The organism is Niallia endozanthoxylica (assembly GCF_008710145.1).
GTDB classification, from domain to species: Bacteria; Bacillota; Bacilli; order Bacillales; family Cytobacillaceae; genus Bacillus_BD; species Bacillus_BD endozanthoxylica.
This window is the reverse complement of sequence record NZ_VYKL01000017.1, coordinates 1-20,781: the sequence shown is the minus strand read 5'-3', so window position 1 is coordinate 20,781 and position 20,781 is coordinate 1. Positions and strand designations below refer to the sequence as shown.

Annotated in this window: 23 protein-coding genes and 1 pseudogene; 3 read left to right on the top strand and 21 right to left on the bottom strand. The window is 37.6% G+C overall.

Features of this window, described 5'->3' with window-relative positions; all coding sequences use genetic code 11:
- Nucleotides 1–138: 138 nt before the first annotated feature.
- The 6 genes from F4V44_RS11505 to F4V44_RS11480 all read right to left on the bottom strand — a co-directional run bounded on the left by F4V44_RS11505 (nucleotide 139) and on the right by F4V44_RS11480 (nucleotide 4,513).
- Nucleotides 139–630, bottom strand: coding sequence for a GMC family oxidoreductase (locus tag F4V44_RS11505; RefSeq protein WP_223881864.1), 492 nt, complete (start codon nucleotides 628–630; stop codon nucleotides 139–141).
- Between the two features lie 275 nt (nucleotides 631–905).
- Nucleotides 906–1,331, bottom strand: coding sequence for a DoxX family protein (locus F4V44_RS11500; RefSeq protein ID WP_150440172.1), 426 nt, complete (start codon nucleotides 1,329–1,331; stop codon nucleotides 906–908).
- Between the two features lie 23 nt (nucleotides 1,332–1,354).
- Nucleotides 1,355–1,975: an alpha/beta hydrolase gene (locus F4V44_RS11495; protein ID WP_150440188.1), complete on the bottom strand. Its 621-nt coding sequence runs from the start codon at nucleotides 1,973–1,975 to the stop codon at nucleotides 1,355–1,357.
- A 3-nt stretch (nucleotides 1,976–1,978) separates the two neighbouring features.
- Entirely contained in the window at nucleotides 1,979–2,923 is a 945-nt protein-coding gene (locus F4V44_RS11490) for a ring-cleaving dioxygenase (RefSeq protein ID WP_150440171.1), read from the bottom strand.
- Between the two features lie 21 nt (nucleotides 2,924–2,944).
- Nucleotides 2,945–3,553 carry a flavin reductase family protein gene (locus F4V44_RS11485; protein WP_150440170.1) on the bottom strand — a complete coding sequence of 203 codons (609 nt, stop codon included), beginning with the start codon at nucleotides 3,551–3,553 and terminating at the stop codon, nucleotides 2,945–2,947.
- 21 nt (nucleotides 3,554–3,574) lie between these two features.
- Nucleotides 3,575–4,513, bottom strand: a complete 939-nt coding sequence (locus F4V44_RS11480) for a ring-cleaving dioxygenase (RefSeq protein ID WP_150440169.1) — start codon at nucleotides 4,511–4,513, stop codon at nucleotides 3,575–3,577.
- A gap of 766 nt (nucleotides 4,514–5,279) precedes the next feature.
- Between F4V44_RS11480 and F4V44_RS11475 the strand changes: the two genes are divergently transcribed.
- Nucleotides 5,280–5,696: a DUF1284 domain-containing protein gene (locus F4V44_RS11475; protein ID WP_150440168.1), complete on the top strand. Its 417-nt coding sequence runs from the start codon at nucleotides 5,280–5,282 to the stop codon at nucleotides 5,694–5,696.
- Nucleotides 5,697–5,726: 30 nt separating this feature from the next.
- Here F4V44_RS11475 and F4V44_RS11470 read toward each other — a convergent pair whose 3' ends face one another.
- Together F4V44_RS11470 and F4V44_RS27340 are read right to left on the bottom strand one after the other, a co-directional pair.
- Complete coding sequence (locus F4V44_RS11470; protein ID WP_150440167.1) at nucleotides 5,727–6,062, bottom strand: redoxin domain-containing protein; 336 nt, start codon at nucleotides 6,060–6,062, stop codon at nucleotides 5,727–5,729.
- Nucleotides 6,063–6,065: 3 nt separating this feature from the next.
- Nucleotides 6,066–6,233 (bottom strand): hypothetical protein, encoded by a 168-nt coding sequence (locus tag F4V44_RS27340; RefSeq protein WP_191090642.1) that lies wholly within the window; start codon nucleotides 6,231–6,233, stop codon nucleotides 6,066–6,068.
- A gap of 288 nt (nucleotides 6,234–6,521) precedes the next feature.
- Here F4V44_RS27340 and F4V44_RS11465 point away from each other — a divergent pair, with 288 nt between their 5' ends.
- A complete protein-coding gene (locus F4V44_RS11465; RefSeq protein WP_150440166.1) occupies nucleotides 6,522–7,085 on the top strand; it encodes an anthranilate synthase component II in 564 nt (187 codons plus the stop codon).
- 17 nt (nucleotides 7,086–7,102) lie between these two features.
- The gene (gene pabB, locus F4V44_RS11460; protein WP_150440165.1) at nucleotides 7,103–8,857 is read left to right on the top strand and encodes an aminodeoxychorismate synthase component I; all 1,755 of its coding nucleotides are present in this window, start codon (nucleotides 7,103–7,105) and stop codon (nucleotides 8,855–8,857) included.
- A 74-nt stretch (nucleotides 8,858–8,931) separates the two neighbouring features.
- Here pabB and F4V44_RS11455 read toward each other — a convergent pair whose 3' ends face one another.
- From F4V44_RS11455 to F4V44_RS27325, 13 genes and pseudogenes are all read right to left on the bottom strand, one after another.
- Nucleotides 8,932–9,528 carry an NADPH-dependent FMN reductase gene (locus F4V44_RS11455; protein WP_150440164.1) on the bottom strand — a complete coding sequence of 199 codons (597 nt, stop codon included), beginning with the start codon at nucleotides 9,526–9,528 and terminating at the stop codon, nucleotides 8,932–8,934.
- A 232-nt stretch (nucleotides 9,529–9,760) separates the two neighbouring features.
- Entirely contained in the window at nucleotides 9,761–10,621 is an 861-nt protein-coding gene (locus F4V44_RS11450) for a DUF2935 domain-containing protein (protein WP_150440163.1), read from the bottom strand.
- Between the two features lie 152 nt (nucleotides 10,622–10,773).
- Nucleotides 10,774–11,643: a cation diffusion facilitator family transporter gene (locus tag F4V44_RS11445; protein WP_150440162.1), complete on the bottom strand. Its 870-nt coding sequence runs from the start codon at nucleotides 11,641–11,643 to the stop codon at nucleotides 10,774–10,776.
- Between the two features lie 230 nt (nucleotides 11,644–11,873).
- Nucleotides 11,874–13,106: a M20 family metallo-hydrolase gene (locus tag F4V44_RS11440; RefSeq protein ID WP_150440161.1), complete on the bottom strand. Its 1,233-nt coding sequence runs from the start codon at nucleotides 13,104–13,106 to the stop codon at nucleotides 11,874–11,876.
- 139 nt (nucleotides 13,107–13,245) lie between these two features.
- Entirely contained in the window at nucleotides 13,246–14,031 is a 786-nt protein-coding gene (locus F4V44_RS11435; RefSeq protein WP_150440160.1) for a GTP cyclohydrolase II, read from the bottom strand.
- Between the two features lie 110 nt (nucleotides 14,032–14,141).
- A complete protein-coding gene (locus tag F4V44_RS11430; protein ID WP_150440159.1) occupies nucleotides 14,142–14,828 on the bottom strand; it encodes an ABC transporter ATP-binding protein in 687 nt (228 codons plus the stop codon).
- Nucleotides 14,825–16,471: an ABC transporter permease gene (locus F4V44_RS11425; protein ID WP_150440158.1), complete on the bottom strand. Its 1,647-nt coding sequence runs from the start codon at nucleotides 16,469–16,471 to the stop codon at nucleotides 14,825–14,827. The genes F4V44_RS11430 and F4V44_RS11425 overlap by 4 nt, the downstream gene beginning before the upstream one ends.
- A 2-nt stretch (nucleotides 16,472–16,473) precedes the next feature.
- The gene (locus tag F4V44_RS11420; RefSeq protein WP_150440157.1) at nucleotides 16,474–17,559 is read right to left on the bottom strand and encodes a Fe(3+) ABC transporter substrate-binding protein; all 1,086 of its coding nucleotides are present in this window, start codon (nucleotides 17,557–17,559) and stop codon (nucleotides 16,474–16,476) included.
- 190 nt (nucleotides 17,560–17,749) lie between these two features.
- The gene (locus F4V44_RS27335) at nucleotides 17,750–17,893 is read right to left on the bottom strand and encodes a hypothetical protein (protein WP_191090641.1); all 144 of its coding nucleotides are present in this window, start codon (nucleotides 17,891–17,893) and stop codon (nucleotides 17,750–17,752) included.
- Nucleotides 17,894–18,022: 129 nt separating this feature from the next.
- The gene (locus F4V44_RS11415; RefSeq protein WP_150440156.1) at nucleotides 18,023–18,658 is read right to left on the bottom strand and encodes an FMN-dependent NADH-azoreductase; all 636 of its coding nucleotides are present in this window, start codon (nucleotides 18,656–18,658) and stop codon (nucleotides 18,023–18,025) included.
- A gap of 176 nt (nucleotides 18,659–18,834) precedes the next feature.
- Complete coding sequence (locus F4V44_RS11410; protein ID WP_150440155.1) at nucleotides 18,835–19,611, bottom strand: J domain-containing protein; 777 nt, start codon at nucleotides 19,609–19,611, stop codon at nucleotides 18,835–18,837.
- A 500-nt stretch (nucleotides 19,612–20,111) separates the two neighbouring features.
- The gene (locus tag F4V44_RS27330; RefSeq protein WP_191090640.1) at nucleotides 20,112–20,264 is read right to left on the bottom strand and encodes a hypothetical protein; all 153 of its coding nucleotides are present in this window, start codon (nucleotides 20,262–20,264) and stop codon (nucleotides 20,112–20,114) included.
- Between the two features lie 272 nt (nucleotides 20,265–20,536).
- A pseudogene (locus F4V44_RS27325) lies at nucleotides 20,537–20,781 on the bottom strand (RNA-guided endonuclease TnpB family protein); the annotation flags it as partial.

Sequence of the window (20,781 nt, the reverse complement as noted above, 5' to 3'; positions counted from 1 at the left end):
CCCCTTTTATTATGTTTAAATATTTTTAATAAAAATATCTCGAATTAAATATATTATAAACTAGTATATATGTCAAAGAAAAAGTTTTCTTTAACTATTAATTTAATAATTAGGAAGAAACAAAAAACAGCTCCTCCTTTAAGAAGCTCTCCTCGGATTGTTGAATATAATTAAAAGTCCATCACGATGCTTTAATATAATAAAATCTAATCGCTCAATCTGACTCACGAACAATATGAAAGCAGTGCTGGAAAGAACAGGACCAGCCGCGGTTAAAGTAGGAAGAACACTGTTATCAGCAACAAATAAACCTTGAACTCCATGGATTTGACCGTTACGATTGGTAGCTGAGGTTTCCGGATTATCCCCCATTCTGCATGTACAAGCTTCATGCATATCTGCTCCAGGTGGCCTTAGGGTCAATGTTGACTCATCTAGAATCACTTTCATAGCTGCTGCAGACTCTCTAATTCCCTGTTCCACTTGTTTGGCTGTCTGCCGGTCTTTGTTGCTTAAGGAATATTGAACCTGCTGTAACGGTACACCGAATTCATCTCTTTGAGACGAATCTACGTAAACTCTGTTTTCACGGCGTGACTCGACCGTTCCAAACGAAGCGTAGACAACCATCAGCTGTTCTTGAAGTGCCTTATCTTCAAATTACTGGTATGAAAAATATTGATTGGGTCCTAGAATTTGAATTTGATAAGCGGACTCATCTGTCTTAAACTTCAAATATCACAATAACCTTCTTAATAAAAAGCAAGCCAATCAAATGAATCTGATTGGCTTACTTTCAATTATTGAATGCCCTTTTTAACCCATTCTTCCACAGTCACCGTGCGTTTCGCTTGATGCTTGACAGTTTTTGAAAATATATTTTTTCAATTCGTACTATACTTTAACTAAGCAGCTTTTGTTACATCCTTTGAACCTTTTTCAAAAAGCTTATGACCAACTGATAATAATTTGCTTCCATTTAACACAAGATAAATCGCCATCGCTAAAAACGCTAAATCCAGCTCATACCCAGCCATTTGACCGTTGCCTAGAAAGCCAATGGCTAATTTAACTTTTAAGGTTGCTACTGCCATGATGCCAGCAAATAATACGGATACAAGTCGAGTGGCCAATCCAAGAATTAATAGGATTCCGCCAATCAATTCGACTGAAGCTGCTCCATATGCTAATATTCCCGGTAACCCAATGCTTTCAAACCATCCAACCGTATTTTCGATTCCATCACGAAATTTAACATACCCATGAATGAAAAAGCTGATACCTAAAGCGAGACGTAAGATTAGTGCTCCTGCTTCGTGTTTTACTATCATAATAAATCCTCCATAAATTTTGATTATTTAAATGATTCATTATATAATTTCCGATACCATGTTGCCGCCGCTTCCACTTCTTCTCTAGTCAGCTGATGACCTCTTTCTTCCCAATGAAGCTCCACTGCTGCGTTTGCCTCTTCTAACAAGCTTCGAAGCTCGTTTGATTCCATTGGTGAACAAATAGGATCATTCGTTCCTGCAGCAATAAAAACTGACTTTCCTGATAAATCAGGCAGTTTTATTCCCCTTTTCGGTACCATTGGATGATGCAGAATGGCTCCTTTTAATGCCTGTTGATGATGAAATAACAAACTCGCAGCAATATTGGCTCCATTTGAATAACCAATGGCAAGTATATTGTCTCTGTCAAAGCCATATTCCCCAGCTGCTTCGTTTAAAAACTGATTCAGTTCATTTGTTCGAAAAACAAGATCTTCCTCATCAAATACTCCTTCAGCCAGTCTTCGGAAAAATCGCGGCATTCCATTTTCTAAAACATTCCCGCGTACGCTTAAGTAAGAAGCTTCATCGTCAACCATACCAGCAAGAGGCAGCAGATCTAATTCAGTTCCTCCAGTGCCATGCAGTAATAATAATGTTGGTTTTGACGAATCCCTGCCTTTTTGATAGATGTGTTTCATCATTTATCCTTCCCCTTTGAAAACTTTGGCCTTAACTGGAGACAAGCTCTCCTCTAATTCTTCTCGTTTTTCCTCAAACCATGACGGCAGCATGAGTTTTTGTCCCAGCTCATGTATAGGTTCATCCACCGTAAAACCTGGCGGGTCAGTTGCTATTTCAAACAGAATACCGCCTTCTTCATGAAAATAAATCGCTTTGAAATAGTTTCTATCAAGGATTTCTGTAGGATGATAGCCCTTCTCCTGAAGAAGATCTCTCCACCTTTGATGATCCTCTTCATCTTTGGCCCGCCAGGCAATATGGTGAACTGTCCCGGCTCCCATCAGACCTCGTACTGAAGGTGTCAGCTTGATATCAATGGTATTTCCAAGGTCTCCTTCTGATTGAAATCGTAGAAAGCTATCTTCTTGCCCAATGCATGTCAGACCTAAGACAGATTCAAGTACCTCGGCGGTTTTATTAGGCTTTGCTGAAATCAAAGTGGCTCCACCGAACCCTTTCACTGCAACCTCCGGCTGGATTCCGTTAACACTCCAGGTATTCATCGGTCCTCGATTTCGTTCGACCAATTCCAGTTCAAGCCCATCTGGATCCTGCAATTGTATATAGTTCTCTCCAAATCGTTCAGATAAACGAAATTTAATCCCGAATGTCTCTAAACGATTCTTCCAAAAGTCCATCGCACCTAGGGGAATCATATAGCTCGTGACCCCTACTTGTCCTGTACCCATTCGTCCTTTTAACTGTTTTTCCCATGGAAAAAAGGTGATGACGGTTCCCGGTTCGCCCGCTTCATTTCCAAAATAAAGATGATATACCTCTGGACGATCAAAATTAATTGTTTTTTTCACAAGTCTTAAACCAAGCACTCCTGTATAAAAATCCGTTGTTCTTTGCGCATCATTAACAAACGCTGTGATATGATGGATACCTGCTGTTTTTTGCATTCCCATCCTCCCGCTCCAAAATTAATTAGGCCTTTCAATTGTGAAAATGTCACCTATTTTTGCATAATCGTGACCGGCTAATCGGCTTACTGCTCCTAAGCCCATAGGATTGATTCTTCCATTTTCATAAATATTGTTTTCAATATGAAATTGAATCACTCTACCAATCATCAAATCGACACCTGGTGAATCCGAACCTCCTAATTCCAAGGAATGTTCTAATGTACACTCCATCCGAATTTTTGCTTCCTTTACTCCTGGCACAGAAATTTTTGTGCTTTGTACCGGGATTAATCCGGATAATTCTATTTCACTTTGATTTGAAGGTAAACTCGCAGCTGTCTGATTTATCTTTTCAACGTTTTGTTCATCCACCATATGAATGACAAATTCCTGTGTCTCGATGATGTTCCTGGCTGTATCTTTCTGCCTTCCGTTTGACCGTTGGATGGCCAATGAAATCATCGGAGGATTGGATGAAACAATATTGAAGTAACTAAAGGGCGCGCCATTCACGGTACCGTCTTTTGACATCGTAGTAACAAAAGCAATTGGTCTTGGAATGATACTGCCGATTAATAATTTATAATTTTCCCTTTCCGTATTTGTAGATGGATTAATGGAAAGCATATAAATCATCCCTTTCTTGCATCAATCTAACTCCCTTACCTTAAATGGAAGCAATACTCTTTCAATCTTGTCTCGATGTGGTTCATATTGTTCCGGCAATTTCAGCTCATTCCCCATTGTTTCCTGTGACTCATCATGAGCGAATCCTGGGGGATCTGTTGCAATTTCAAATAGTATTTCTCCATGCTCTCTAAAGTAAATCGCATTAAAATAATTACGATTCTTAACAGGAGTGACACCATATCCATGCTCTTTCACATATTGTTTCCACTCTAATTGATCCTGATCATCACTTGCTCTCCAAGCAATATGGTGTACGGTACCTACACCCATTTCTCCGCGAGCAGCCGGTGTTAATTGAAGATCAATGATATTTCCAATGTCGGCCGTTGAACGATAACGAATGAACTCTCCTTCTTGGCCTACTTTTTCAAGACCCATTGTTTTTTCTAATAATTCTGCCGTTTTTTGCGGCTGCGTTGATAACAGAGTGGCTCCGCCAAAGCCTTTTATTGCCACTTCAGATGTTATCGCTCCAAAACTCCAAGTATTTACTAATCCTTCTTCCCTCTCTACTATTTCGAGTTGAAGTCCATGCGGGTCTTCAAATAGTAAGGAGGTTTCTCCAAAGCGTTCCATTTTCGTAAACGATATGTGGAATGTTTCAAGTCTCTTTGCCCAGAATTCCAATGCCCCTTTAGGTACTACATAAGAGGTTACCCCTACCTGGCCGCCGCCAATTTTTCCTTGATAAGCATCAGGCCAAGGGAAAAAGGTAATGATTGTTCCAGGTTTTCCCCCTTCATTGCCAAAATAAAGATGATACGTTCCCGGATCATCAAAATTAACGGTTTGTTTCACCAAACGCAGCCCTAGTACTCCGGCATAAAAATCTACATTTTCTTGTGGATGGCCTACAATCGCTGTAATATGATGAATCCCCATTGTTTTTTTGCTCATTATTTTCACATTCCTTTATTTAATATTTTTTAAACAAATACATGAACTGATCAAATTCGCCCCGTCGAATTTGCGCCCGGATTTTTATCGAGCTCGCTCGATAAATTACCTTTAAAAAATCCGAGGCATCCGCCGGAGGCTTAACTTCATTCAGCCGGGGTTTGAACCCCCACTGAATCAGAGAGCTTTTTGCATTCATCCCCCACTTATAGAAGTGGAGGACTTCTGCTGAATGAAGTTAAATATCTTTTAATTTTGCTATTAATTGAAAAGGCAGTATTTTAATCACATATATTTTTAACTAATATATCTTGAATTCGAGATATTAAACTAAAAAAATTTGTTAACAATTTAATCAATACTGATGATACTAATATGCGAAATGATGAATCATTACCTCGAAACTAATTATCTTTAATTCGAGATAATATTAATGCATATATTTATCAATGTCAATCCTCTTTTTAAACTTTTTATGAATTTAGTTAAAAATAGTTAAGCAGCAGGAACAAACATGATGGACCCATTTATCCATGTATTGCTCCGTAATCAGAGTTTAGTAATAACATCTATCTGACAAAAATCTATTTTTGTTTATATAGGTTTACAAAACTCACAAGCAATAATCGTGCATAAAAAATCATATCCTTTAGTGAAAATGTTCGAATAAATCAAAAGTCATATGATATGATGAAACAAGTAAGTTAACTAATTATTTTTTTAGTTAACATTTAATCTATTTAAGCATTCAGACTGGGGGAATTATATGTTTAAGCTGCGTGGTCATCATCTATTTTGCCTTCTAGGCTATCGAGGAATGGGCTATTCTCCAGAATATGTTGAAAATATGACAAAGCTGCATCAAACCTTAAGACAAAACCCTAAGACGTGGGTTCAACTAGTAGAAGGACCGGATCAGTTGTGTGAAAAGTACCCAAATACTGGTGATTACCATTGTGAAGAGAACAAAATTTACGAAAGAGATTCTGCTATTTTAAAGAAATTAAAGCTCGAAATCGGACAAATCTTCACTTGGGAGGACATTGAATCAAGGATAATAAAGTATATCCATCCCTCTGATATAAAGACTGTATGCGGAACCTGTTCGTGGCGTTTGTACGGAGTTTGTGAAGAAGGTGTACAAGAGATTCTTGAAGGAAAAGGATTAAGGGAGGTTAACTGAACCCTCCCTTTTTTTCATCCAATCGTACCTTTATAATTTTTCGTACGCTTCCTTAATATCTTCCACGGTCTTGTCGATTTCCTCGCCCCAATGATCGTTGACCTGTTTCAACACTACTTCACCATTTGGAGCAATGATGGCATATCCTCTATATGCGGAATCTTCATTCTTCATTCCGGTCGCATTAATTAACTCAAGCTCTGGATCTGAAATAAATGGAAGACTTTTACCAAAATCTTTTTCCAACTGATTATATAATAACTTTTGTTCCTCGGGTAAATCCCCGCTGATAACATACATCTGCATGTCCATGCCATCTAATTTTTGAAGATTTTTATGCAACTCAACTAGTTGCTGCTGGCAGATGCTTCAGGTGTAGGTTGTGATATAGAATAAAAGCACGGGCTTTTCCTGGGGAAACGTTACTTCATTTTTGTCGTGATCCAGTAATGTAATGGATTTATCAATCGATTTAGGACCGCAGGCCGCTAATAAGAGCATAGCTGCTGCAATAATAAATAAGATTTTAAGTTTCATAGGTTCTCCTTTCCTTAAAAGTTATGCAAAAGAGCTTCATCTTTTAAATAGGACTACTTGTCTATCCTATTTGTTATTTTACTATAATTCAGAGTTAACAGTAAAATGTTCAGCTTTCGCAAAAGTTCACTTTTTTTCTTAACTATTTTATCCTATAAACGAATATTTATAAACCATGCAAAAGGACTAGGACTCGTATTATCACTTCACAATGGTACACTCGTTCATCTATAATAAACCTATTGTTATAATCGATATAATATTTACAGATGGGAGCCAGGATGAAAATTGATTTTAGTAATTGATAACTATGACTCTTTTACATACAACTTAGTTCAATATATTCAAGAAATAGATGAAGAAATTGTTATTCGACGGAATGATCAACTAACGTTAGAAGATATTCAAACGCTGAAACCTGATTCTATTCTGATTTCACCCGGCCCTGGTAATCCTAATACGGCAGGCATAAGTTTAGATATTGTTAATCATTATTATCAAGACATTCCCATCTTAGGAGTCTGTCTAGGGCATCAAATTATTGCGCAAGCATTTGGCGGGAATGTAAAAAAAGCAAATCAGCCGATGCATGGGAAAATTTCACTCATGGACCATGATCAACATTCGATATTCTCAGGACTCCCCACACCATTACAAATTACAAGATATCATTCATTAGTTGTTGACGAATCCACTCTCCCCCACTGTCTTGAGATTAGTGCTAGAAGTGATGACGGAGAAATCATGGGATTACGACATAAACAATATCGTGTGGAAGGTGTACAATTTCATCCAGAGGCTATCTTGACTGATAGCGGAAAAAAGATGATTCATCATTTCTTCAAAAAATAATGAAAAAGGAAAAAACAATGCAGATACATAATCAAAATCAAAACGAACCACTTTTATCTTTTGAATTTGCTTCTTCTACAGGTGAAATCAAACCCATCATTTTTAGTCAACCATTAAAAGTAATGATTGCCTATACATTGGAAGAAGTATTGCCATGTTTTCAGATGATTCAAGAGGCTATCCGAAAAGGATATTATGCTGCTGGTTATCTTTCGTACGAAAGTGCACCGGCTTTTGATTCAGCCTTTCGGGTTAACGAAGAATCTACCATGCCGTTATTGTGGTTTGCCATTTTTAACGAGCCTCAAACGGGAACGCTGAACAGTGGTGGAACATATAAGCATAGCAATTGGATTCCATCTGTTTCTTTGGATGAGTATGATGCCTCCATCCAATATATAAAACATAGAATTGAGGCTGGCGATACATACCAAGCAAACTATACGATTCGTCTTCACTCCGAATTCGAAGGTGATGACATCTCATTTTTTAATCATCTCAAAAAAGCCCAAGCCTCAAATTATTGCGCTTATCTGAATACCGGCGACCATCGAATTCTTTCTGCATCGCCGGAATTATTTTTTCACCTTAAGGGGAATCAAATCACAACCCGGCCGATGAAAGGAACCATCAAAAGAGGAAATTCATACTCGGAAGATAAGAAGAATGCAAACTGGCTCTATCATTCGGAAAAAAATCGTGCTGAAAATGTCATGATTGTTGATTTACTGCGTAATGATTTAGGCATGATTGCACAACCTGGAACAGTAGAGGTTCCAAAGTTGTTTGAAATGGAACATTATCCGACTGTACACCAGATGACATCCACCATTACGGCAAAACTTTCAGAGAATATTGAACTTGTTGATATTTTTAAGGCTCTTTTTCCTTGCGGCTCTATTACAGGGGCTCCAAAGATTAAAACGATGGAAATTATTTCAGAGTTAGAGACAACTCCTCGAAATGTGTACTGCGGAGCGATTGGCTATATCACTCCAAATCAAGAGGCTATATTTAATGTGCCAATTAGAACAGTCGTGATTGAGCAAAAGACGGGAATCGCTACTTATGGTGTTGGCGGCGGGATTACATGGGATTCAACTACTGAAGGAGAATATCATGAAATTTTGTCCAAAGCGAAGCTGCTTGAGGTAAACAGACCTGAGTTTCAATTACTAGAAAGCTTGTTATTACATGATGGTGAGCTTTTCCTACTTGACGAACATCTTAACCGTCTTAGTGATTCCGCTCAATACTTTGGTTTTCCATTTAATCCTGAACCCTTGAAGCAGTCTATGCTTCAGCTCGCTGATCAATACAGCACAGGTCATTTCAAAGTACGGCTTCTTTTAGATAAAACCGGGGAATTCAAACTAGAAGCTCAACCCATTTCAGAACCTGATAGACCATTAAAAGTAGCGCTGGCGGATGAATCAATGGATAAAAACAACCCGTTTTTCTATCATAAAACGACTAATAGAGCGATGTATTCGTATTTTCAGCAAAAGTACCCACATGTATATGATGTACTTCTTTGGAATGAAAACGGAGAGATTACAGAATTCACCAATGGAAACGTTGTTTTAGAAATGGACGGTTATAAGTGGACCCCCCCTATTAGCAGCGGATTACTAGCAGGTACATTTCGCGAAAGCTTACTAAATGACGAGGAAATTCATGAAAGAGTATTAACTGTGGAAGATTTGAAAAAATGTACGAAAATCTGGTTTATTAATAGTGTTCGTAGATGGTTAGAAGTTGAATTTATATAGGAATGAGAAAAACGCATGGATTATAATTGAACTCCATGCGTTTTTAAATACTTGTCTTATTAAAGAGGATCCTATTAACGAACGGTTTTAAGAGCAGTCGACCAAGAAACGAGTTGACCTAACATTTCGTTGACTGTTCCCTCATGCATTTCAGCTGGTTTGAATGTTTGTCCGTTTTCAAAGTCAGTAAATAAGCTTAAAGCTGGATGTGTACGAACATCTGCAACGGCTAGTTCCCCTAAAATACCGCGAAGATGCTCTGCAGCACGTGCTCCTCCTACTGAACCATAGCTGACGATTCCAGCTGCTTTATTATTCCAAGCTTCACGGGCAAAATCGAGGGCGTTTTTCAATGCACCAGTAATACTGTGATTGTATTCTTGAACAATAAAGATAAACCCATCTAAGTTAGCTAATTTTTCATTCCACTGTCCAATTCCTGGTTCTGATCCATCCGTTGTTCCTAAAAATGGCAGGTTGAAATCTTTTATATCCACGATTTCATAATTTGCATCACCTCGTTTATCCGCAAGTGATTTTACCCATTCTCCAACCTGTGGACTAAGACGCCCTTCACGAGTACTTCCTAAAATAATACCGATGTTTAAACTTGCCATTTGTTTTTCCTCCCTACTAGTTGAACCCCCAAATAGTTTGTCAAAAAAACCCATAATTGTTACCACCTTAAAAAGACAAATTGGCAATTCATGATATTATAGTCCCTCTATTTATTCTCTCTATACTTTCACAATTTAAATCTTTCATCATTACAATAGTCCAACTTACTTGAAGTACTCTGCAATCTTTGTTGCATAAAAAAAGGTCAACCAATAAAAATCGGTTAACCTTATAATTATGAGAGCAGTCGTTAAGTATAAGATAAGTCTATGAATTCTATGTTTTTCAATCTTCTACAAATCGTGGGTTTGTTTTGTGGCTTGTAAGATGGGCATCAAACATATCTATTATTTCAAGGAATCGATCAGCTTCACGGAAAACATGGTCTGCTAAGAGTGGGTGAATGATACTTTTTATTTTACATTGTTCAATTAATTCACGTGCCGTTTTCTTGAAGTCCCGAAGAGATGTGACGGACACACGATTTTGATCTAAAAATTGATCTAATAGAGGAACAGTCTGAGAATATGGTACCATTCCCTCTAAATCCCTAGCTTGATAAAGCAATTGATCAAAATCATTGCTAAAATTTTGAGCTATATCGATAAGCTTTCTTTCTGATGGATCAAGGAGATGGCCGATAAATTTTGCATGATCAGCCATAATTCTTAAAAAGAAAACATTCTCTTTAATAATTGCATCAGGGAGTGGTTTTAATTTACCTTGATTTAATTCAATTAATCGTTTTCTAAAATAATTAGCCTCTCTACTTATATGATCAACTAAAAGGGGAAAATTATTTGCACCTGGTAATTGACACGTGATAATTAATCCTAGGACCTTTCGTTTGAATGCAAATATACTAGTTGCAGCTTGTTGTACTTCTGAATTAAAACTTCTTATTTGATCAGGATCTGATTGATTAGTAAAAGCATGCGCCGTTTGTTCCAAGCGTTCAAACAATCGAAAAAATTGATTTGCCTCATGAATTAATTGAGTATCCTCTGCTCTAAAACCTAATCGAAGAAACAAAGAATGCTCTTTCATAATCCTTGACCAAAAACGAATTTCGTTTAAAGATCGCTCAACAAATATTGTGGACGTAACACCTGTATCAGGATGCAATCCATTTTCGTTCCCATGCATTCAAAGTCCCCCTTGCAAAAACAGCATTTATTCTATTCTTATTAACTAAGCCGTATAAATATACCACATCAAAAGTCCCGTTCATTTTGGCATGTTTTTTTATATAAAAATAATAACGTATGCATGCATACGTTATTTCGATAACAGGATCATTAATTAGGTTCAATATGAACATGAACATCATACACATTATGCTGTTTTGCTAAAGCCTGTTCAACTTCGGTTGAAATGTCATGGGCACGGATAATATCCAGCGTAGAATTGACAAGGATGACAACATCTACAACAACATTATTTCCGTAATGTCTTGCCTTAATGTCTTTTATTCCTTTCACACCATATGTGTTTTCAATGGTTTTTTTATAAGATTGAAGCTGGTTTTCGTCAAAACCATCTGTTAATTGATGAGAAGCCTCTTGAAAGATATCCCATGCTGTTTTACAAATTAATAAACCGACAATTACTGCAGCCACTGGGTCAAGCCACGCCATATTAAACTGGGATCCAATAATACCTACTGCGGCTCCAATACTCACCCAAGCATCTGATAGATTATCCTTTGCTGCGGCCATAACAGATTGACTATTAATTTTACTAGCTAATCTCTTATTATATCGATACACACCATACATAACAATGGCACACAAAATACCAGTCCATGCCGCAATCAGATTGGGTGATGAATGTTCATTTAGAAATGCTTTCGTGATAGCGACATATATTACTTGAATGCCAACAGCAATCATGATGAAGGAAGCAACAAGAGAAGCGACATTTTCTGCCTTCCAATGACCATATGAATGGTCTGAATCAGCAGGTTTTTGGGAAAGTCTCAATCCTATTAAAACCGCAATGGATGCAATGATATCGGTGGTATTATTTAAACCATCTGCCCTTAACGCTTCTGAATCGGCCAAATAACCGATGGCTAACTTTAAAGCAGATAAACAAATATAGGCAATGATGCTAATAATAGCCCCACGTTCCCCTAGCTTTAAGTCATTATATCTCTGTTGATCCATGTCATCAAATCTCCTCTAATAATTATCTCTATCATTATCTTAACAAGAAAAAAATGGGTGGGTCTACAGCAATCTTTTTTCGCTAGTAAATAAAAGTAATCTCTACGAAAATAATTTGCGTATGGGAAAACTTTTCAAAAATATAAAATTATATATCAGAGGTCAAAAATTTAGATAATTATGAAAGCCGCCCTACCAAAGTAGGACGGCTTTCATAACACTAATCAAATTTAAATACCTGCATAATAAAGAATGACATCTTCAAGTAAATCAATTCCCAGTAATACATCATCCATGTCGGTATATTCATCAGGATGATGGCTGAGTCCATCGACTGAAGGAATAAAAATAAGACCTGTTGGACAAAGTTTCGCCATATTCATGGCATCATGACCTGCACCGCTCTGCATCACTTCATACGGAAGAGTTTTTTCTTCAGAAATCCTTGTTAATGTATCAATCACCTTTTGGGATAGCAAAACGGGTTCCTCTGAACTAATGACAGTGCTATGAATATCAAGCTGTCTCGTATCCTCAATTTGAGAAATCACTTGATATAAATGGTCAATCACTCTTTGCCTTGATTCACTTGATATGGACCGAATATCGACCTTTAGTTCCACTTCACCTGGAATCACATTCATTGCCCCGGAATGGATATTCATCACACCGACCGTTGCTACCGTTCCATGTGCCTGTTCTTTCATAGCAGCTTTTTCAAGCTCCAAAGCAATTTCCGAAGCGCCAAGAAGGGCATCTCTCCTCATGTTCATCGGGGTTGTACCGGAGTGTGAGGCTTTCCCATTTATTTTAATGATTAATCGAACGGGTGCAGCAATCCCTGTCACAATCCCTATTTTTTTCTGATTATTGATTAATACGGGACCTTGCTCAATATGTATTTCAAAAAAAGCCTTAAATTCTTCCTGCCTCCTACTCGCCTCGTCTACGCTATCAAAATCAAGAGCACATAAAGCAAAAGCTTTTTCCATCGTAATTCCATCTCGATCCGTTAAGTGTCTATATTTTTCTTTATCAAGTATCCCTGCCATAGCTTTGCTTCCAACAGTGGACACACCGAATCTGGAAGATTCTTCACAGGCAAAAGAAATAATTTCAATCGGATGGTCTGTTACCAGTTCCTTTTCATTTAGTCGTTTAATAATTTCCAGAGCCGCTGTAACCCCTACAACGCCATCGTATTTACCGCCTTGATATACCGTATCTAAATGGGAGCCCATGACAACCGGCGGTAAGTCGTTTCTTCTGCCTTCTCTTCTTGCAATAACGTTCCCACAAGCATCCATCCTAATTTCTAAATTTTCCGCTTTGCACATTCTCATGAAAGCATGGGTGCATGTCTGTTCTTCATCCGAATAGGCTATCCTCGTTATTCCATTCTCACCCGAGTTATATTGGTTAATTTTATTAAAAAGTATTTGATATCTTTCCTTCGTATTCATTCGAGTATCGCCTGCCGTTCATAAGTAAATAGAATTATTGTATAATAAAGATTATACAGAAAACTAGACAGGAAGGCTATGACAAAAAAACTTCCACAATTACAGTCAATTGTAGAAGCGTAGTTAATTATTTTAACTTCTAATCACAGCAACTTTCCTGCCAAGCTTCCCCCTGTTCTAGGTGTCCTGATTTTTCAATTTTCGTCTGTAAGTATTTCTCATTGTATTCCGAAACATCACCCCACAAAGGTTTTCGTCCCGAGACATGTAAGCCGGAAGTTTTTAAAGCCTCTAATTTTTTCGGATTATTGGTCATCAGTGTGACTGGTTTTGTGCGTAATGTTTGTAAGACCAAAATGGCGTCCTCATAGTTTCTAGAATCATCAACAAATCCAAGTCCGATATTAGCTTCAACAGTATCATAACCATTCTCCTGCAGAACATATGCCATCGCCTTACTAAATAACCCAATGCCTCTTCCTTCATGATTGGCTAAATAAAATAATGCACCATTTCCATGTTCAGCAATCATTTTCATTGATTGCTTCAGTTGAAAACCGCAATCACATCTTTTACTTCCAAAAATATCTCCTGTATGACAAATCGAGTGGAAGCGTATAAGGACATCATCCGCCTGCTCAAAATCGCCATAAACTAAGACACTTGATTGTTGGTATAAGGCTAAATTGGAGGAAGAAAGCTTTTCAATTATCTTTTCATAATCTTTTACTTCGTTACAGTTAATCTCCGTCACATCCTCACAATTTAACCAGCAATACCATCTAAAAATAACCGTTTCCTCATATAAATTAACAGGAAGCCGAATAGGACCTACTAAATAAATATTTCCTTTGTCTTTTTGGATAATCTGTATTTTATCTTTCAAAACCGAAAGAACGTTTGTATCTAGATAAATGGTTGTCATGAAACTCCCCCTTTTTTCATATAGTTTGTGATGAAGTATCTTATAACATACAAAAAAGCATAACCATGCATTTCGGCAAAGTTATGCTTAATAACAACCAATAGCAGTTGCTATACATGATGAATTTTTTTCTGGATAAAGTCATTTGTCTGGTTCGATGGTCCAATGACGATACTATAATCACAAATGGCTTCAACGTCCTTTCGATCATGTGTAACTATAATACAGGACATATTGGCCTTTTTCAAAATAATACCCAGCTCCTCTCGGATGGATTCTTTTAAATCGGCATCTAAGTTACTGAAAGGTTCATCCATTAACAGAACATTCGGTTTGGGTGCAAGAGCTCTGGCGAGTGCAACCCTTTGTTGCTGACCTCCGCTTAATTCATGCGGATATCTTTTCGCGAAAGATTCCATCTGAACAAGCTCTAGCATTTCATCTACACGCTGTTTCCGACCTTTTCTCGGTAAACGGGTTAAGCCAAATAAAATATTTTCCTTCACCGTCATATGCGGGAAAAGAGCATAATCCTGAAAAACCATCCCCACTTCTCTATTTTCCGGGTGAATAAAGATTCCATCACCAACAACTGTTTTACCAGCGATTTTTATTGTTCCTTTTAACGGCATTTCCAAGCCTGAAATTAAGCGCAGTAACGTACTTTTACCACTTCCGCTTTGTCCTAATATACCCACAACTTCTCCTTTTTCCATAGTAAAGGAAAAATCATTAATAACTGGATTCTCTTTACGAGAGAATGAAAATGTGAGGTCTTTAATTTCTACTATGGTCATTGCTTCACCCGCTTTCCTATGATTTGAAAAATGATAACTGATAAGATACTAATGGTAATGATTAACAAGGATGAGGTAGAAGCCTCATATATTTGCTCATCGTTCGCGTATTGAAATGTTTTTGTTGCCAGCGTTTCAAAATTAAATGGTCTTAACAGCAAGGCCAATGGCAATTCCTTGCATATTTCAACAAATGTTAATATAAACCCACTTATGAGGGCCCCTTTCAATAAGGGTAAATCCACTTTAAAGAATGTTTTGGTTACACCTAATCCGAGCATTCTTGAAGCTTCCATATATTTCGTTCCCATTTTCTCAAATCCCACTTCAATTGCATTAAATCCGGTAGCTGTGAATCGAATAAAATAGCCGACGATTAACATAACAATGGACATACTTAAAATGAGCGGTGCCTCACCAAGCCCCATTGAAGAATATACCGGTGCAAGCCATTGATCAAGATAAATAAACATAGCAAGAACACCTATGGCAATAATCGGACCTGGAATCGAATAACCTGTTGTTACACATTTCGATAGGATAAAAGAAAACGAAGAATTCTTTCGGCAAACATTTGCGACAACGACAGCAAGAATAAGGATAATGATGGTCGATATAACGGCTAGCAGAACCGTTTGGTAAATCAATGTAAAGAAGGTTTCATCCCATACCTTATGAAAGGTCATATTTGCCCATACAATCAGCTGAAAGAATGGAATGAGAAATCCGATTAGAAATACGATACCACAATACAGAAAAGCTGCTATCGATGCCATTCCTTTCAATTTTATGGGTACAAGCTCTCTGGATTTGTTACTAATATGATAGCGTCGCCGCTGTCTAAGCAGTTTTTCTAAAAAGAAAACACCAACGATAATGACCATTAACCATGCCGCAAGCTTCATGGCAGAATTTACATCGTACATACCAAACCATGTTTGAAAAATAGCGGTGGAAATCGTATGAATGCCTAAATAGCTTGTAACTCCATAGTCCCCCAGTACTTCATAAATGACTAAAATAGTTCCGCCTACAATGGCAGGTCTTGAAAGTGGAAGAACTACTTTGAAAAATACAGCTAATGGTTTTCTACCTAACAATCTTGCGTTTTCAATATAGGAAGTACTTTGATTTTCAAGAAATGCCCTTGTAATCATGTACACGTAAGGAAATAGAAAGAAGGTGAAGACAAACACGGCTCCACCTATTCCTGAAACGGTTAACCATTCCGGACTAATCTGATAATCAAAACGATTTCTTAAGGTTGTTTGAACTACACCGGTATAGCCTAACATGGTTCGATACGTATAAGCGGCTATAAAAGTTGGAATAGATAATGGCAGCAATAACCCCCAGCGAAAAAAACGTCTAAGAGGAAAATCATAGGCGGCAACCAGCCACGCTAAGCTTACACCTAAAAAAGCGGTAAATATCCCAGTTAAAACCACCAGCAAAATGGTGTTTGCCACATAATTTTTCAACAGGTACTGCTGAATTTGAAGCCAGTTTTCATTAGGTTCTTGAAAGATGGAGGAGAATATAAAAAGGATAGGCAGTAGAATGACTACTGCCCCAACGATACTGATTATCCACCAACTGTTAAACTCTTTTTTTATATTACGTTTAATCAGTTCTGTTTTCATGATTATTTCCAGCCAGTTTTATTAAAGATTTCGATTGCCTTTTTATTATGCTCTCCTAAAGTATCGAAATTCAATTCCTGCATTTTAAATTCTCCCCAGCTTTCAAGCAGTTCTGGTTTCTTTGCATCAGGGTTTACAGGGAACTCATAGTTATTAGCTGATAAGTACTCTTGTGCTTCTACACTTGTCACATATTCAATCAGCTCAATAGCATTTTCTTTATTCTTGCTGTGCTTTGTTAAACCAATTCCACTAATATTTACATGCGTACCATTTGTTTCTTGGTTCGGGAAAAAGACTCCAAGACTATCCGCTACTTTTACTTCTTCAGGATCTTCAGAGTTTGCAAGTAAGCCGACATAATAAGTATTCATGATTGCCACATCACCTGTTCCTGCAGCAATCGCTTTTGCTTGATCTCGGTCACCGCCGTCCGGCTGACGGGCAAAATTGTTTACGATGCCTTTAGCCCATTCTTCCGCTTTTTCTTCCCCGTTTAACTCAATAAAGGATGCAAGCAATGACTGGTTATATAAACTTGTAGAAGAACGAACAAGCAGTTTCCCTTTCCATTTGTCGCTTGTTAAATCCTCATACGTAGACAATTCTTCTGGTTTTACTCTTTCCTTTGAATAGGCGATAATACGTGCTCTAGTTGCTAAACCAATCCAGTTGTTATCGGCATCACGAAAGTTTTCAGGTACATTTTTTTCAATCGCATCTGAAGTAACCGGCTGCAGAATATCATTTTGTTTTGCATTAGCAAGTACTCCGCCATCAACTGTAACAAAAAGGTCAGCTTGTGTACTTTCACCTTCACGTTTTAATCTCTCAATAAGCTCTTCCGCTTCACCTTTTACAACATTTACTTTAATGCCTGTCTCATCTGTAAATTTCTTGTAGATCGCATCATCGGCTTCGTAATGTCTTGCCGTATAAATATTTACTTCCTGATTTTCTGTCGTTTTTGGCTTTGCAGCTTCCTTTTCCTCGTTTGCCTCGTTTTGATTTGTACCACTACAGCCAGCTAAAGCAATGGTTAGTGCAGTACTAGCCAAGAATGGCTTCCAGAATCTTGATAATTTCATGTTTGCAATCTCCTTTTTAGTTGATAAAACGCTTAGTGAAAATGATAATTGTTATCAATTACTGCATTTTTATTGTACATACCCACATGCCTAGAGTCAATATTTTTTTTGTACTTCTGCAAAAATTCTCATTATTATAAAAGCAAAAAAGATTTGTCCTTTAAGACAAATCTTTCTAATCTTTTGCGTATTATCTTGTAAATGGGTTTCCACCAATATTTTTTCTTGCTTCGTCTGTTACTACGATTGGCTCATTAGAAAGTTCACCTGAGTTCGTGTTATTTTCATTTACCATTTCTACACTGCCATCAAAATAAAATGTCTTATTTTCCATGTTTTCCATCTCCATAGTAGTAATATTTGACTATTTATTTCAAAAATATTGCTATATATTTCAGATATTATACTATTTTTACTATTATAACAATATTTCTCACCCATTTTATTTAAATAAAACAAAGATTTAGAAAGTATGAGCAAGGTCTTTTGCACGGGCGACTCCATTTTGTTTAATTTCCTCGGCTTTATCCGGCATAGCCGCATGTCCTTCGATAAATAAACCTTCAACTGACGGTATGCCAAAGAAACTCATGATTACCTGCAGATAGCGATGTCCCATTTCCAGGGCAGCTGCAGGACCTTCTGAATAAATACCTCCGCGTGCTTGGATATGGAGAACTTTCTTATCCGTTAATAGCCCCACTGACCCCTGCTCCGTATATTTAAATGTTTTACCAGCAACAGCAATTGAATCAATATAGGCCTTCATAACGGGAGGAAATGATAAATTCCATAATGGTGTGACAAATACATATTTGTCGGCTGAAATAAATTGGTCACTCAGCTCGTTCAGGCGTCCAACTTTGGATTTTTCCTCATCTGAAAGCTCCTCAAAGCCTTTGCCGGACTGCAGCTTTCCCCATCCGCTGAAAACATCTGTATCGATATGTGGAATATGCTCTTTATACAAATCTAAATGGATAACCTCATCATTTGGATTAACCTCTTTGTAGGTTTCAATAAACGCCTTCCCTGCTGCCATGCTGTATGATTGTCTGTCATCATGTGGATGTGCTGTAATATACAGTAATTTCGCCATGGTTCCTGCACCCTCTTCATATAAATTTATTAGTCTTTATTAATATGAAGGAATGATATAAAAACTATTCATGTCATAGTGAATGATAATCGACAATCGAGAATCTATACAAAAAAAATCCCCCGTGTGAAATAACGAGGGAGCTACCTATTTGATTTCAATTCTTTTTAAACCTTTTATTTCAAACTACTCCGAAAAAGATCATAATCCTTTTTTATAAAATGAAAAAGTGCTGCGTCGCCTCCGCGGTCAGGATGTGTCATTTTTAATAAGGTTTTATAACCCGCTAAGATTTCCTTCGCGTCAGCGGTTCTTGACAGCCCAAGCTTTGGTCGAGGGTCATACACTTTCGATGGAACAATCCGAGTCTTTTCCGGATCGGTTTGTCTCCCTTTCGAGTACTCTTCCTTCAATTTTAATAACTCATTCCGCAAATCAAGATTTTCTTTTAGTAGTTTTCTGGCTTCTTGTTGTAATTTTTGTTTTTCCATTTCAAGGTTCATGATTTCTTTATTTAATTTATTTCTTTGTTGTATTAACGTATTAACGGAAGATTGGTGGAGTTCTTCAACACCTTTTATATGCTCTTCTTGAGCTTTCATTTTTGCCTTTAATTGCCGGATAAGCTTATCTTCTGCAGGACTATGTATAGGCAGACTTGAGCTCGATTCCTTCGCTAGATAATCCTTTAAGTGCTCACCTTCACTCACATGTTGAATCTTCCCTTCTCGTACCCAGCGCCGAACAATGGGAATGCCCATACTTGGAGCAACTCCTGCGTCCCTCAATAGTTGAAAAGCTTGATCTGTATCATCTAGAATAAAACCAGATTTTCTCTGTCCGCCATCGTATGTAATCTTTCTTTCGCGCAGCCAGCGTCTCACTGTTTTAATGCAAACATCCTCAGTAACGCCTGCATTTTTCAATAATTCAAATGCCTGATCTGTGTTCACAGGATTCCCCCTTTCCTGCTTGTTTAGATTATTATAATATTATTCATCCCCTGAATAATAGGATAAATTTTCTGTTTTTTAAAAAAATTATCGAATTAACTTAAACTAAGCCCCATCAATTACTACTAATATTATAGGAGGAGATATATAATGTGAATGGACATAATAGACTATTATCCGTTTCTTTAAAAGGAACATAGATACCATAAAATTTGAGTTATAGGTCGAGTAAATCACCTCTATCCTTCAATATACGAAGAAATCGTCACGGAAAACAGCTGATAAAAGGAAATGATTGGACTAATAATAGTAAAATTGTAGTTAACAAACGAAAAGAGAGAGATACCCTATTTGGCACCTCTCACATTACCGTTGTAGCTAGTAAATCCGTTCTTATTTATCCCATTTTTTCACTTACTCCGTTACCTCAAATCCCAATCGAATCGCTGGCATCGCCGATCCAGGATGGTCTGTCGAATAAGTAAGCTGAGGAATTAACGTCATATCTTTTTCGAAGATTTTTCAGAGGATAGGGCCGCTTCTGTTTTTTGCTCCGGTTTCACGGAAGATTGATCTGTACGAGCACTCAGCCCTGCCAAAAGGGCAGCTGCCCCCAATATTTGAAGACCTATTTCCCATCTTATTCTAACCAATTCGTTCTACCTTCCTTCTCTATTACTGCAACTAGGGTAGCTGTCTTCCTTTTTGACACAGTCTGCATTTCTCAAAAGAAGTTCGGGCAACAGAATCCTGTTCTCATATTTATCTAATCAATTTCCCCCACCTACTCACTTCGTTCCTTGAGGAGGGGGTTTGTAACGTATCGAACCTACAGGCTGAACGCTTAACGTTACGGGACCTGCGACATTGTGGCTCTAGTGACCACCAGGCCCTCTATTCCGTTGCTCTTGCTTCGGAACTGCTTTTAAACCATTTTATAGGTTAAAGGGTGATGAACGGCCACATCTTCTATCTGGAAAGAGATGGCCTCTTTATTCGCATATTTTCGCATGATATTCGCAGAACCGTTGACATCTGCATGGAGGATGGTGCTGTTTTTTGTGCGATATAAGCTTCTGGAAATTCTACGGCCTGAAAAGATTGACTCTCTTTTTTCACCATATTTAGGAAAATCATCTCCATCTAGAAAACTAGCCTTAGAAGTATAAG

Excerpts from the sequence above, each read along its gene's own strand:
- F4V44_RS11505 (WP_223881864.1), bottom strand. The coding sequence starts at position 630 with ATGGTTGTCTACGCTTCGTTTGGAACGGTCGAGTCACGCCGTGAAAAC.
- F4V44_RS11500 (WP_150440172.1), bottom strand. The coding sequence starts at position 1,331 with ATGATAGTAAAACACGAAGCAGGAGCACTAATCTTACGTCTCGCTTTA.
- F4V44_RS11495 (WP_150440188.1), bottom strand. The coding sequence starts at position 1,975 with ATGAAACACATCTATCAAAAAGGCAGGGATTCGTCAAAACCAACATTA.
- F4V44_RS11490 (WP_150440171.1), bottom strand. The coding sequence starts at position 2,923 with ATGCAAAAAACAGCAGGTATCCATCATATCACAGCGTTTGTTAATGAT.
- F4V44_RS11485 (WP_150440170.1), bottom strand. The coding sequence starts at position 3,553 with ATGCTTTCCATTAATCCATCTACAAATACGGAAAGGGAAAATTATAAA.
- F4V44_RS11480 (WP_150440169.1), bottom strand. The coding sequence starts at position 4,513 with ATGAGCAAAAAAACAATGGGGATTCATCATATTACAGCGATTGTAGGC.
- F4V44_RS11475 (WP_150440168.1), top strand. The coding sequence starts at position 5,280 with ATGTTTAAGCTGCGTGGTCATCATCTATTTTGCCTTCTAGGCTATCGA.
- F4V44_RS27340 (WP_191090642.1), bottom strand. The coding sequence starts at position 6,233 with ATGAAACTTAAAATCTTATTTATTATTGCAGCAGCTATGCTCTTATTA.
- pabB (WP_150440165.1), top strand. The coding sequence starts at position 7,103 with ATGCAGATACATAATCAAAATCAAAACGAACCACTTTTATCTTTTGAA.
- F4V44_RS11455 (WP_150440164.1), bottom strand. The coding sequence starts at position 9,528 with ATGGGTTTTTTTGACAAACTATTTGGGGGTTCAACTAGTAGGGAGGAA.
- F4V44_RS11450 (WP_150440163.1), bottom strand. The coding sequence starts at position 10,621 with ATGCATGGGAACGAAAATGGATTGCATCCTGATACAGGTGTTACGTCC.
- F4V44_RS11445 (WP_150440162.1), bottom strand. The coding sequence starts at position 11,643 with ATGGATCAACAGAGATATAATGACTTAAAGCTAGGGGAACGTGGGGCT.
- F4V44_RS11440 (WP_150440161.1), bottom strand. The coding sequence starts at position 13,106 with ATGAATACGAAGGAAAGATATCAAATACTTTTTAATAAAATTAACCAA.
- F4V44_RS11435 (WP_150440160.1), bottom strand. The coding sequence starts at position 14,031 with ATGACAACCATTTATCTAGATACAAACGTTCTTTCGGTTTTGAAAGAT.
- F4V44_RS11430 (WP_150440159.1), bottom strand. The coding sequence starts at position 14,828 with ATGACCATAGTAGAAATTAAAGACCTCACATTTTCATTCTCTCGTAAA.
- F4V44_RS11425 (WP_150440158.1), bottom strand. The coding sequence starts at position 16,471 with ATGAAAACAGAACTGATTAAACGTAATATAAAAAAAGAGTTTAACAGT.
- F4V44_RS11420 (WP_150440157.1), bottom strand. The coding sequence starts at position 17,559 with ATGAAATTATCAAGATTCTGGAAGCCATTCTTGGCTAGTACTGCACTA.
- F4V44_RS27335 (WP_191090641.1), bottom strand. The coding sequence starts at position 17,893 with ATGGAAAATAAGACATTTTATTTTGATGGCAGTGTAGAAATGGTAAAT.
- F4V44_RS11415 (WP_150440156.1), bottom strand. The coding sequence starts at position 18,658 with ATGGCGAAATTACTGTATATTACAGCACATCCACATGATGACAGACAA.